We start from the raw sequence: 12617 nt of genomic DNA, 5'->3' as shown, positions 1-12617 counted from the left end.
GGGGTCCTACCTTCCGAGTATGAGGCTCATCGCCTCGGCACGCGTCGCCGTCTCACGGATCTGGCCGCGCACGGCTGACGTGACGGTCTTTGCTCCGGGTTTCCGCACCCCGCGCATCGACATGCACATGTGTTCGCATTCGATGACGACGATCGCGCCCTTGGGCTTCAGGTGCTCCATCATCGCATCGACGATCTGCGTGGTCAGCCGTTCCTGGACCTGGGGGCGCCGGGCGTAGACCTCCACGAGGCGCGCGAGCTTGCTGAGGCCGGTGACGCGGCCCTCCTCCGACGGGATGTAGCCGAGGTGGGCCGTCCCGTGGAACGGCACCAGGTGGTGCTCGCAGGTGGAGTAGAACGGGATGTCCTTCACCAGCACGAGTTCCTGGTGGTTCAGGTCGAACGAGGTGGACAGCACCTCGCTGGCATCCTGGTGCAGCCCCGCGAACATCTCCGCATACGCCTTCGCCACCCGCTTGGGCGTCTCGAGCAGGCCGTCGCGATCCGGGTCCTCGCCGATCGCCGCCAGGATCTCCCGGACCGCCCGCTGGATGCGGACCTGGTCCACGGGGGAACCGGTGGCTTCCAGCGCGGCTTCCACCACCTCGTCGTCGAAATCAGTCACAGCTCTTCCACCCCTTCCTCGGACACTGCTCGCCACCGGCCCCCTGGCCGGTGGCGTACTCCTGCGGGACTAGCCGTCCCGGCTGTCCCCGGGGCGGTCGCCCGACTCGGGCGACGGGAGGTCCGAGCCCCGGACGTCGAAATCACCGGGGATGTCCGCGTCGGCGATCTGGTCCTGCGGCGCCACGGATTCCGGGGTGGGCCGGCCGCTCTCCAGTGCTTCCGCGCGTTCCTTCGGGGACGTGACCGGCGGCAGCGAGTGCACGGGGCGCGTCTGCTTGGACAGCCACACCTCGCGCAGGTCGCGCTTGCGCACGTTGTGGAAGACCTCGGCGATCTCCGCCTGGTTGAGCGTCTCGCGCTCGAGCAGCTCGAGCGCCAGTTGGTCCAGGACGTCGCGGTTCTCGGTGAGGATCTGGTACGCCTCGTCGTGCGCGTTGTCGATCAGGCGGCGGACCTCCTCGTCGACCACCAGGGCGATCTGGTCGGAGTAGTCGCGGTCGCTGCCCATGTCGCGGCCGAGGAAGGGCTCGCCGGCTCCTTGGCCGAGCTTCACGGCGCCGATGCGCTCGCTCATGCCGTACTGGGTGACCATCTTGCGAGCGGTCCCCGTGGCCTTCTCGATGTCGTTGGAGGCACCCGTGGACGGGTCGTGGAACACGATCTCCTCGGCCACCCTGCCGCCCATGGCGTAGGCGAGCTGGTCGAGCAGTTCGTTCCTGGTCACCGAGTACTTGTCGTCGCTCGGCATGACCATCGTGTATCCGAGGGCGCGTCCGCGCGGCAGGATGGTCACCTTGGTCACGGGGTCGGTGTTGCGGAGCGCCGCCGCCACCAGGGCGTGGCCGCCCTCGTGGTACGCCGTGATCTTCCGTTCGAGTTCCTTCATCACGCGGCTGCGCTTCTGGGGACCGGCGATCACGCGGTCGATGGCCTCGTCGAGTGCGCGGTCGTCGATCAGCTGGGCGTTCGAACGGGCCGTCAGGAGTGCCGCCTCGTTGAGGACGTTCGCGAGGTCCGCGCCGGTGAAGCCTGGCGTCTTCTTCGCCACGGCCTTCAGGTCCACGTTGGACGCCATGGGCTTGCCCTTGGCGTGCACCGAGAGGATGTGCTCGCGGCCCTTCATGTCGGGGGCCTCGACGCCGATCTGGCGGTCGAAGCGTCCCGGGCGCAGGAGCGCGGGATCGAGGACGTCGGGACGGTTGGTCGCGGCGATCAGGATGACGTTGGTGGTCGCGTCGAAGCCGTCCATCTCGACGAGGAGCTGGTTCAGGGTCTGCTCGCGCTCGTCGTTGCCACCACCGACGCCCGCACCGCGGTGGCGGCCGACGGCGTCGATCTCGTCCACGAAGATGATGGCGGGCGAGTTGTTCTTCGCCTGCTCGAACAGGTCGCGGACGCGGGACGCGCCGACGCCGACGAACATCTCGACGAAGTCGGATCCGGAGATGGAGTAGAAGGGGACGCCGGCCTCACCGGCGACGGCGCGTGCGAGGAGGGTCTTGCCGGTCCCGGGAGGGCCGTACAGCAGGACGCCCTTGGGGATCTTGGCGCCGAGGGCCTGGAACTTGGCGGGCTCCTGCAGGAACTCCTTGATCTCGAGCAGTTCCTCGACCGCCTCGTCGGCACCCGCGACGTCGTTGAACGTCACCTGGGGCATGTCCTTGGAGATGAGCTTGGCCTTGGACTTGCCGAACTGCATGACCTTGGAGCCGCCGCCCTGCATGCGGCTGAGCAGGAACCAGAAGATGACGCCGAGGATCAGGATGGGGAAGATCAGGCCGGCGAGGCTGAGCAGCCAGTTGCTCTCGGCGGGCTGGTCGGTGAAGCCGTCGGTGTCCGAGGTGTTGATGGCATCGACGACGCTCTCCGCGCGGGCGGTGCTGTAGTAGAACTGGACGCTCTCGCCCTTGCCCTCGTAGTCCTCACGGAGGGTGAGGTCCACGCGCTGCTCGCCGTCGTAGATCTTGGCCTGCGACACCTTGTCATCTTCGAGGAGCTGGAGCCCGACGTTGGTGTCGACGCGGGAACTGCCCGTGCCGAAGAGGCTCGGGAGGACCAGGAGGAGCGCAACGACCGCGAGGATGATCCAGAAGAAGGGCCCCTTGAAGATGTTCTTGAATTTCATACGTCTCAGGGCAGCAAGCCCTGTCCCTCCTGCTGATGCAAGTAAAAGTGTGCGGGCGCACTGCTGCGTGGGTGCCCGTGGAGCACCTCAACATATACACCGTCCGAGATTCACCACGCGCGGATTGTGGCAATAGTTCCCTCTTGGCGTACTCCCCGCATGGGGCGAGGGGGAATCCCCTATTCGTAGACGTGCGGCGCGAGGGTGCCGATGAAATCGAGGTTGCGGTACTTCTCGGCGAAATCGAGGCCGTAGCCGACGACGAATTCGTTGGGGATGTCGTAGCCCACGTATTTGACGTCGATATCGACCTTCGCGGCGTCGGGCTTGCGCAGCAGGGTGCAGATCTCGACCGATGCCGGTCCGCGGGACAGGAGGTTGGCCTTGAGCCAGGACAGCGTCAGACCGGAATCGATGATGTCCTCGGCGATCAGGACGTGCTTGCCCATGAGGTCGGTCTCGAGGTCCTTGAGGATCCGGACCACGCCGGAGGACTGCGTTCCCGAGCCGTAGGACGAGACCGCCATCCAGTCCATGGTGATGTGGGAGTGGAGTGCGCGTGCGAGGTCCGCCATGACCATCACCGCACCCTTCAGGACACCCACGAGGAGGATGTCCCGGCCCTGGTAGTCGGCATCGATCTGCTGGGCCAGCTCGTTGATCCGCTGCTGGATCTCTTCCCTGGTGTAGAGGACGTGCTTGAGATCTGACTGGACGTCGTTGGAATCCACCGATTACTCCTGGGTTGGACGGCGCGACTGCTTCACGCCGGGGCCATTGCTTCTAAGGACAAGATTGCCATAGCTCGGCTCTCCCCGGAGAACCGCCCGCCCCCGCACCTGGCGGTGGACGCTCACCTTCCCGCCCAGTTGCACCGGACCGGCGGACCCCTTCCTGTCGAGCAGGGACTCGGCGGCGCGAAGGCGTTCGAAGCTCGGCTGGAAGGCCCCCAGTTCGAGCGCGGCGAGGGCGAGGACCCGCTGCCTCAGGGCTGCGGGCAGGGCCCTCAGCCCCTCCTCGGACAGCAGGATGCCGCCGTCGTCGAGCCGCCGGAGCTGCTGGTAGGCCTCGGCGCTCAGGCGTTCGAGGTGGTCCGCGTCCTGCCCGAGGATCCGTGCGGTCCGGGACAGCGCCTGGGCGATGCCCGGGCCGAGCTGCTCCTCGAGGAACGGCAGCACATCGGCGCGGACGCGTGAGCGGGCGTAGGCCGGGTCGAGGTTCGTCGGGTCGTGCCAGGGGTCGAGCCCGTAGAAGTCGCAGATGGCCTCGGTGTCCGAGCGGCGCAGTTCGAGGAACGGGCGGACGTAGAGGCCGCGGCGTGCGGGCATCCCTGCGAGCGAGCGTGTGCCGGAACCGCGCGCCAGCCCGAGGAGCACCTGTTCCGCCTGGTCGTCGAGGGTGTGCCCAAGCAGCACGGCGGCGGCTCCGAGCCGCGCGGCGGCGTCGTCGAGTGCCGCATACCGGGCGGTCCTGGCCGCCGCCTCGGGTCCCATGCCCTCGCGTTCGACGGCGACGCGCCGCACCTCGACGGGGTCGAGGCCGAGTTCGCGCGCGGCGCCGGCGGCGGCCGCGGCCGTCCGCGCACTGCCGGCCTGCAGTCCGTGGTCGACGACGACGGCCCCGACGCGACAGCGGCCCGTGTGCGCGAAGTGCGCCGCGACGGCCGCCAGGGCCAGTGAATCCGGTCCGCCGCTGCAGGCGACGAGCACCAGCGGCAGGTTCCGGGCGGCACGGCCGCCAGGGGCACCCGACGATGCGGGCTCGGCACGATCCTGCCGCACCGGATCCGCCAGGAGTCCCTGCAGGCTCGCCTCGAGCAGGTTGCGTGCGGCCCCGACGGCGGGAAGCAGCCGGGGGCGCCTAGCCATGACGGCGGAGGCTCATCCTGTCGATCCACTCGTCGGCGGCGTGGATCTCCCGCTCGGTGGGCAGGTGCGAGGCGGACTCCCAGACCGCGTTGAAGCCCTCCATGCCCGTCTGGCTGACGACGCGGCGCACGAACCTCGAGCCGTCGCTGTACTGGCGCATCTTCGCGTCCAGTCCCAGAAGCTGCCGGATGACCTTCTCGAGCGGCCCGCGGGACTTCCCCCGGGCGTTGAAACGGCGACGGATGGTCTTGACTGACGGCACGATGCTCCCGTCCACACCGTCCATCACCACGTTCGCGTGGCCCTCGAGCAGACTCATGACGGCGGTGAGGTGGGACAGGCGCGCCTTGTCGTCCGGGTCCTGCAGGATCGACAGCACGCCGACCTCCTGGGACGGCAGGGCGTCCACGGCCGGACCCTCCCCGCGGGCACGCGCCCTGCCCGCGGCGATGTTCCTCACGGCCGCACCGAGGCGCTCCGAGACCGTGTCCGCCTTGTCCATCAGCCCGGACGTCAGCTGGCCGATGTGGCTCGTCATGTGGTCCTTGAGCCAGGGGGCCGCGGCGAACTGGACGCGGTGCGTCTGCTCGTGGAGGCACACCCACAGCCGGAAGTCGGACGGGTCCACGTTCAGTTCCCGCTCCACCGAGATGATGTTGGGCGCCACGAGCATCAGCCGCCCGCCCTGCCCGTTGCGCGACGGCACGAACGGATCGTACTGGCCCAGGACCTTGCTCGAGAGGAACGCCAGGATGGCACCGAGCTGTGCCCCCGTGACCGTTCCGCCGAGGGCGAGGGACGCCGACCTCAGGACCTCGGGACGGGATGCCGCGAGCTGGTCCAGGGCAGGTTCCATGAGCGTGCGGAAGCTCTGGGAATTGGCCCTCGACCACGTCGCGCGGTCGACGACGAGCAGCTCGGAGTCCCGCAGGTCCCGCGCGGCGTCGAGCCGGGAGATGGCGTGGACGTGGCCGACGGACGCATCGGCCAGCTCCCGCATGTTCTGGACGGCGCGGGCGATGTCCGCGGGCGCCATGGTGGGTCCGGCAGGGGTCAGCGATGCCGCGGTGGAGGCCGCGACGTCCCAGTTGACCAGCTGCGGACGGGGTGCTGCGGGCTCGTTCCTGGACATGCGCCTATTCGATCACATCCTGCCGACGGCGGCTCCCAGAGAACGGGCAGGATCAGCCCGTAGGGGCTCAGCGGCAGCCGCATCCCGCGAGCAGTCCGGCCGCGCGGTCCGCCGCGGCGCGCGCCTCGGCCGTGGTGCCGTCGAGTCCGGAGGCGAGGAAGGAGAAGACGAGCAGGCGGCCGTCGGCGGTGACGACGTGCCCCGTGAGCCCGGTGACGGCATTGAGCGTCCCCGTCTTCGCGCGGACGGTCCCCGCACCCGCACCCGCACCGTCCTCGGCCGTGAACCGTGTCGCCAGCGTCCCGGTCAGGCCGGCGATGGGGAGCGATCGTGCGACGGCGGCGAGGCCGGGCTCCTGCGACGTGGTGGTGCCGCGGACCAGCTGGGCGAGGTGGGCCGGGGACACGGCGTTGCGGACGGACAGTCCTGCTGCGTCGCCGACGCTGAGCCCCTCCTGGGGCACGCCGAGGCGCACGGCCGCGGCGGTGAGCGCCTCGGTGGCTCCCCCGAAGGATGCCGGCCGTCCGCTCTCGAGCGCGGCAATCCGCGCCAGGGCTTCGGCGAGGTAGTTGTCGGAGATCTCGAGCATGTGGCGCATCTGCTCCTCCAGCGGCGCGGAGGCGACGGCGGCGACGGTCTCGGCGTCCTCGGGAGCCACCTGGCGCCGGACATCCGGGCCCACCGCGATCCCGCGGTCCCCGGCTGCCGCCACGAGCGCGGCGGTGAACGCACGGGCGGCGTCGAGCGCGGCGTCCTGGGATCGCGGCCCGCCGGTCCTGCCTTCCTCGAGCCATGCCGAGTTGACGGCGAGCGCGTGGACCGGCGCGACCTCCCCCGCCTGGACGTCGCCGTCCGCCCAGGTCGGATTGAGGGTGGCACCGGCGAAGAGGGAGTCGTCGAGGTAGACGCTGTAGGGGCCGGAGCCGTCGGGCAGGGCGTCGGCCGCGTCGGCGGCGAGGGTGGCGAGGCCTGCCCGCCCGATCACGGCGTCGGGGTCGGAGGGACCGGAGCCGAGGAGGACGTCACCCCCGCCGCGCAGGTAGAGCGCTCCGGGCGCGGTCCCCGAGGTGAGGACCGTCGTCTCCAGCACCTGGTCCGGCCGGCCGTAGGTCATGGCCGCGACGGCGGTGAGGAGCTTGATGTTCGACGCCGGTGGCTGCGGGCGGTCGGCGTCCCTCGCGTACAGCACGGCACCGTCCGCGGAGTCGATGACGGTGCCCGCGAAGCTCCCGGGCCCGGGGATCGCCAGGGCGGCGTCCAGCGGTGGGCCGAGGACCGCGGGGTCCGGTGCGGGCGCCGCCGGGGAGAGGGGGGTCACGACGTCGGGCAGGGGGACCGCCGTCGGCGGCACCTGCGGGGAGGGCGTCACGGGAGGTGCCGAAGGGGCGGGATCCACGGCCGCGAGGACCCGGGGCGTCAGGTACACGGCCAGGGGTACGGCGATCCCCGCCATCACCAGGACCAGGAGGAGACCGGTCAGCAGGCGGAGCAGGCGCTTCATGGTGTCCTTTCGCAAGGTCCGGCGGGGCAGCGCCGCAACCACGAGGAAATGCTCTGGTACCGGCGGCCGACCGATATGTTAGGGCTGACGAATGAAACACTAGACCGGTCGGGCGGCCCTCCAGCGGAGGGCGCGGCCGCCGGCTGCCACCGCACCTAGCCCCAGGAGTTGCCATGAAGCTCGACGTCACCATCGAGATCCCGAAGGGATCGCGCGTCAAGTACGAGATCGACCACGACACCCACCGGCTGCGCCTCGACCGCGTCCTGTTCACGGCCATGCAGTACCCCACGCACTACGGCTACTTCGAGAACACGCTCGGCGAGGACGGCGATCCGCTGGACGCGCTCGTCCTGCTGCAGGACTTCGACCTCATCCCGGGCGTGCTCGTCGAGTCGCGCCCGATCGGCGTCTTCAACATGACGGACGACGGCGGCGGGGACGCGAAGGTGCTGTGCGTACCCGTGGATCCCCGCTTCGACCACATCAAGGACCTGTCCGACGTCTCGGACTTCCTGCTCGACGAGATCAAGCACTTCTTCACGAAGTACAAGGACCTCGAGCCGGGCAAGTGGGTCGAGGCCGCCGACTGGGCCGGGCGCGAGGAGGCCGAGGCCGAGGTCGAGGCGTCGCTGAAGCGCTTCCAGGAGATCGGCGAGGGCAGCGCGCAGGACGAGCCCCAGGGCCGCTCCGTCGATGTGGAGGCGAAGAACGCCACGGAGACCCCCGAGGGCCGCTAGGACGTCCCTGCAGGAGCTCCCGCCGGGGACGGCGGGAGCTCCTGCGTTTCCGGCCCCTCCTCCGCCCGCTGCGGGGCCCTGAGCCGCCCCGATCAACCGGAAGACGTTGATTTCGGCGGTAGGTCCCCCATACTGGGGCCATGCACTACGTCCTGACCATCAACCAGCGTGACTCGCGTGAGGCCGGGGACCTGGTCGGCGACCTCCTCAGGGTCCTGCGCCGGCTCCCCACCGTGATCCCGTTCCAGCGCTCCGTCGGCGACGAGGTGCAGGGCGTCGTGGATGCGGCGTCCACGGCGGTCGACGCCGCGCTGCAGGCCATCCGCTACCGGCGCTGGCACGTGGGTATCGGCGTCGGCGGCCTCACGCCCCCGGTCCCCGAGCGGCTCGTCGACGCGCAGGGCTACGGCCTCGTTTACGCGCGCCGCGCGGTGGACCGCGCCCGGAAGACCGGCGAGCGGATCCCCCTCGCGGTGGAGGGGCCCGACGGCGGTATCGCGGCCGAGGCCGAGGCGGTGCTGCGACTGCTCGGGCAGATCGTGTACACGCGCACGGACGCGGAGTGGGCCGTCCTGGACCTCATGACGCCGGGTGCCCGCGGGCAGCAGAAGTACGTCGCGCAGGAACTCGGCATCACCACGCAGGCCGTGAGCCGCGCCGTCGTCCGCTCGCACTGGATGGAGGAGTGGGCCACGCGGCCCGCGGCAGCCCGCCTGCTGGACCTCACGCACGGACCGGCATCACTGCCCGAGGCGGCCCTGGCGTACTGACGGGGTCGGACGGAGTCGGACGGAGTTAGACGGAGTCAGACGATCGAGCGCAGGACCTTCGCGGCGCCGTCGTCGTACACGCTGCCGGTGACCTCCGACGCCGCAGCACGGACCTCCTCGGGTGCCTGCCCCATCGCGACCCCGCGGCCGGCCCACTCGAGCATCTCGACGTCGTTCCGGCCGTCGCCGACGGCGACCGTGAGGCTGCGGTCGGTCCCGAGGCGCTGCCGGAGGGCCTCCAGGGCGCTGGCCTTCGTGACGCCCGAGGCGGCGATGTCCAGCCAGGCGGTCCAGCCCACGGAGTAGGTCACCCCGTGCAGCCCGATCGACGCGACGGCGTTCCCGAACTCGTCGGCCGAACTGTCGGTGCTGAACACCACCACACGCACGGCCCGGCTCTCGAGCATCTCCTCGAAGCCGACGCTCTGCGCCTCGGAACCGAAGCTCGCGTCCTGGAAGCTCTCCGTGGACAGGAAGCGGCCGCGATCGTCCTCGAGCGCGTACTTGGCGGAGGGGAGCCGCTCGCGGAGCGCGGTGAGGGCGGGTCTCGGATCGAAGGTGACGCGTTCGAGGACCTCGAATCCCTCCGGCAGCGCCGCGTCGATCCTCAGTGTGACCCCGCCGTTGGAGCAGACCGCGTAACCGCGCGTGATACCGAGGAGCCGGATCACGGGGAGGGTGGCCCCGAGGGACCGGCCCGTGGCGATGATGACGTCGTGCCCGGCTTCGATGACGGCCCGCGCGGCGTCCCGCACCTCTTCGGTCATCGACCCCTCGTGATCCACAAGGGTGCCGTCGACGTCGAGGGCGACGAGGTGGTGCTTCCTGTTCTCCTGCCGGTCATCGATGCCGGCATCGCTCAAAGTACTCATGGTTCAGTGAACCAGACCTCACTGAAGCCCCGGTAGGACGGCGCTCACAGTACCGGAAGTGTTTCCAGACCGTTAAGATAAGGCCGCAGCGCCGCCGGCACGGTGACGGAACCGTCCGGGTTCTGGTGGTGCTCGAGGATCGCCACGATCCAGCGGGTGGTCGCCAGCGTCCCGTTCAGGGTGGCGACGGCGCGCGTCCCCTTCTGGCCCTCCCCGTCCTGGCGCTCGCGGATGTTCAGCCGGCGGGCCTGGAAGGTCGTGCAGTTCGACGTCGACGTCAGCTCGCGGTAGTCCCCCTGGGTGGGGACCCACGCCTCGCAGTCGAACTTCCGTGCGGCGGACATCCCGAGGTCGCCGGCCGCCGTGTCGATGACGCGGTACGGCAGTTCCACCTTCGCGAGCATCTCCTCCTCCCAGGCGAGCATGCGCTCGTGCTCCGCAGCGGCGTCCTCGACGGTCGTGTAGGTGAACATTTCGACCTTGTTGAACTGGTGCACGCGGATGATGCCGCGCGTGTCCTTGCCGTGGGACCCCGCCTCGCGGCGGTAGCAGGAGGACCAGCCGGCGTACCGGACCGGACCCGCACCGAGGTTGAGGATCTCGTCCGAGTGGTACCCGGCCAGCGCCACCTCGGAGGTGCCCACGAGGTACAGGTCGTCCGCCTCGAGCCGGTAGATCTCGGCGTCGTGGGCGATGTCGAAGCCGGTGCCCTGCATGGTCTCGGGCCGCACCAGGGTGGGGGTGATCATCGGGATGAAGCCGGCGCGGATCGCCTGGTCGAGGGCCATCTGCAGCAGGGCGAGCTCGAGGCGGGCACCGACGCCCTTCAGGAAGTAAAAGCGCGAACCGGACACCTTGGCGCCGCGCTCCATGTCGATGGCGCCGATCAGCTCGCCGATCTCGAGGTGGTCGCGGGGCTCGAAACCCTCGGCCGCGAAGTCCCGCGGGGTGCCGACCTTCTTCACCACGACGTAGTCGTCCTCGCCGCCTTCGGGGACGCCGTCCTGCACGAGGTTCGGCAGCTTGCGCAGGAGCGCCTCCTGCTCGGCCTTGGCCTCCTCGGAGCGTGCCGCGGCGGCCTTGACGGACGCCGCGAGTTCCTTGACCTCGGCCAGGAGTGCCTGCTTCTCCTCGCCCTTGGCCTGGGCCACCCGCTTGCCGAAGGCGTTCTGCTCGGCGCGCAGCGTCTCGTAGGCCGTCACGGACTCCCGCCGCGTCGTGTCCGCCGCGAGGACGGCGTCGACGAGGGACTCATCCGCCCTGCGGGCGCGCTGCGATGCTCGGAACTGCTCGGGATTCAGGCGGAGGTCGTTGACGTCGATCACCCGTCAAGACTACCCAAACCCGGCGGCACGGCCGCCCGCGGTGGCCGTGCCGCTATTCTGGATGACCATGCGCCGCAAACTGCTTGCCGGAACCGCCGCGGCGTCCGCCGCCGTCGCGTCCCTCCAGACGTACTGGTCCGTCCGGCGGCTGCAGCAGACCCGCACCCCCACCGCCTCCGTCCACGAGCCGACGCCGGTGGCGGCGGGCCCGCAGCGCGTCGCACTCGTGCTGAATCCCTCGAAGCTCCAGGCCGACGCGACGCGTGCCCTCGTGGAGCAGGCGTGCTCGGACGCCGGCTGGGAACCCCCGCTCGTCCTCGAGACCACCATCGAGGATCCGGGCACGGGGCAGGCCGCGCAGGCACTTGCGGCCGGGGCCGACGTCGTCATCGCGGCCGGCGGCGACGGCACGGTGCGTGCCGTGGCGCAGGCACTCGCGCACCAGCCCGCCGCGCTCGGCCTGCTGCCCCTCGGGACCGGGAACCTCCTCGTCCGGAACCTCGGCCTGCCGTACAACGACATCGCGGGCTGCCTCCGGCTCGCCCTGCACGGCTCCGAGCGGCGCATCGACATGGCCCGGATCAGGCTGCGCAACGACCGCAGCGAGGTGGTGTCCGAGCACCCGTTCCTCGTCATGGGCGGCGTGGGCTTCGACGCGAGCGTGGTGGCCGACGCGAAGCAGGACCTGAAGGAGAAATTCGGCTGGCTCGCCTACAGCGAGGCCGGAGTGCGCCACCTGCCCGGCAGGCGCCGGCGCATCTCGATCAGCCTCGACGGACAGCCGCCGCAGAGCAGGAAGGTCCGCAGCCTCCTCGTCGCGAACTGCGGCAAGCTGCCGGCGGGGGTGGATTTCGTGCCCGACGCCGTGATCGACGACGGCTACCTCGACGTCGTGGTGCTGAGCCCCCGCAGCCTGCTCGGCTGGACCTGGATGGCCGCGAAGATCCTCTCGCGGCACCGCGGCGTCATCCCGGTCATCAGCTACTACCGCGCCCGGGAGGTGACCGTCTGGTCAGCCGATCCGATCGCCACCCAGCTCGACGGCGATTCTTCCGGTTCCATCACCTCGCTGACCGCCCGGGTGGACCCGGACGCACTGATGGTCCGGGTGCCGGTGACGGCTCCCGGACCATCAGGGTCCTCGGTGCTGCCGCTGCCCGACTGGCACCGGCGGTGGCCCAGGACGTGGCAGCAGGGCTGGCAGCGGGGCCGGCAGAAGGTCCTGCGCCGCCCCTAGGGCCGGTCCGTCCTAGCGGTCGCGGTCCGTGTACTCGCCCTGGCCCTCGGGCTCGTCGATGAGGGGCTTGTCCTTGTCGGTGTACTCGCCCTCCTCGGCCGGGTCCTGCGACGAGGTGTAGCCACCGGAGGCTCCGGCGGGATCCGAGCTGGTGTAGTGGCCCTCCTGCTCGGAGGCGTCGACGGCCTCCGCCGGGTCGCGGTCGGCGCGGCCGGCCTGCTCGTTGATCAGGGCCTGCTCCTCGGCGAAGCGGACGTCGTTCCCCTGGTCGCCCATATCGCCCTGCCAGTTGGGGTCCGACGTCGAGCCGTCGCCCTCGTTGGGGTTCACGATGTGTCCTCCATGAGCGTTCTCGGTCATGATGCTTCCTTTCGTCGAAGGATGCGCTCCTCGTTGGGCGCCCGCTGCCAGCGTACTGACC

The 12617-nt window shown here is 70.3% G+C and carries 12 protein-coding genes; 3 read left to right on the top strand and 9 right to left on the bottom strand.

All coding sequences use genetic code 11. The features are described from left to right. Positions 1 to 6: 6 nt before the first annotated feature. The 6 genes from folE to dacB all read right to left on the bottom strand — a co-directional run bounded on the left by folE (position 7) and on the right by dacB (position 7252). The gene (gene folE, locus ACX80L_RS07890; RefSeq protein ID WP_133080086.1) at positions 7 to 624 is read right to left on the bottom strand and encodes a GTP cyclohydrolase I FolE; all 618 of its coding nucleotides are present in this window, start codon (positions 622 to 624) and stop codon (positions 7 to 9) included. Between the two features lie 69 nt (positions 625 to 693). Continuing rightward, complete coding sequence (gene ftsH / locus ACX80L_RS07885) at positions 694 to 2751, bottom strand: ATP-dependent zinc metalloprotease FtsH (RefSeq protein ID WP_208740352.1); 2058 nt, start codon at positions 2749 to 2751, stop codon at positions 694 to 696. 179 nt (positions 2752 to 2930) lie between these two features. After that, positions 2931 to 3482 carry a hypoxanthine phosphoribosyltransferase gene (gene hpt, locus ACX80L_RS07880; protein ID WP_104116634.1) on the bottom strand — a complete coding sequence of 184 codons (552 nt, stop codon included), beginning with the start codon at positions 3480 to 3482 and terminating at the stop codon, positions 2931 to 2933. Between the two features lie 3 nt (positions 3483 to 3485). Continuing rightward, positions 3486 to 4619 (bottom strand): tRNA lysidine(34) synthetase TilS, encoded by a 1134-nt coding sequence (tilS, locus tag ACX80L_RS07875; RefSeq protein ID WP_459288876.1) that lies wholly within the window; start codon positions 4617 to 4619, stop codon positions 3486 to 3488. Beyond that, positions 4612 to 5751, bottom strand: a complete 1140-nt coding sequence (locus ACX80L_RS07870) for a zinc-dependent metalloprotease (protein ID WP_133080083.1) — start codon at positions 5749 to 5751, stop codon at positions 4612 to 4614. The genes tilS and ACX80L_RS07870 overlap by 8 nt, the downstream gene beginning before the upstream one ends. A gap of 67 nt (positions 5752 to 5818) precedes the next feature. Then, on the bottom strand, positions 5819 to 7252 hold the full coding sequence (gene dacB / locus ACX80L_RS07865; protein WP_459288874.1) for a D-alanyl-D-alanine carboxypeptidase/D-alanyl-D-alanine endopeptidase: 1434 nt from the start codon (positions 7250 to 7252) through the stop codon (positions 5819 to 5821). Positions 7253 to 7425: 173 nt separating this feature from the next. Here dacB and ACX80L_RS07860 point away from each other — a divergent pair, with 173 nt between their 5' ends. Both ACX80L_RS07860 and ACX80L_RS07855 read left to right on the top strand, forming a co-directional pair. Further along, positions 7426 to 7992, top strand: coding sequence for an inorganic diphosphatase (locus ACX80L_RS07860; protein WP_133080081.1), 567 nt, complete (start codon positions 7426 to 7428; stop codon positions 7990 to 7992). Positions 7993 to 8132: 140 nt separating this feature from the next. After that, positions 8133 to 8762: a hypothetical protein gene (locus tag ACX80L_RS07855; protein ID WP_133080080.1), complete on the top strand. Its 630-nt coding sequence runs from the start codon at positions 8133 to 8135 to the stop codon at positions 8760 to 8762. A gap of 35 nt (positions 8763 to 8797) precedes the next feature. Here ACX80L_RS07855 and ACX80L_RS07850 read toward each other — a convergent pair whose 3' ends face one another. Both ACX80L_RS07850 and serS read right to left on the bottom strand, forming a co-directional pair. After that, a complete protein-coding gene (locus tag ACX80L_RS07850; RefSeq protein WP_133080079.1) occupies positions 8798 to 9634 on the bottom strand; it encodes an HAD family hydrolase in 837 nt (278 codons plus the stop codon). 44 nt (positions 9635 to 9678) lie between these two features. Then, positions 9679 to 10959 carry a serine--tRNA ligase gene (gene serS, locus ACX80L_RS07845; RefSeq protein ID WP_459288871.1) on the bottom strand — a complete coding sequence of 427 codons (1281 nt, stop codon included), beginning with the start codon at positions 10957 to 10959 and terminating at the stop codon, positions 9679 to 9681. Positions 10960 to 11026: 67 nt separating this feature from the next. Here serS and ACX80L_RS07840 point away from each other — a divergent pair, with 67 nt between their 5' ends. Then, positions 11027 to 12196, top strand: a complete 1170-nt coding sequence (locus ACX80L_RS07840) for a diacylglycerol/lipid kinase family protein (RefSeq protein WP_459288869.1) — start codon at positions 11027 to 11029, stop codon at positions 12194 to 12196. Between the two features lie 12 nt (positions 12197 to 12208). Here ACX80L_RS07840 and ACX80L_RS07835 read toward each other — a convergent pair whose 3' ends face one another. Further along, a complete protein-coding gene (locus tag ACX80L_RS07835) occupies positions 12209 to 12556 on the bottom strand; it encodes a hypothetical protein (protein ID WP_208740345.1) in 348 nt (115 codons plus the stop codon). Between the last annotated feature and the right edge of the window lie 61 nt (positions 12557 to 12617).

This window comes from Arthrobacter sp. MDT1-48-3, from assembly GCF_054511015.1.
This window is presented reverse-complemented; position numbering and strand designations above follow the sequence as displayed.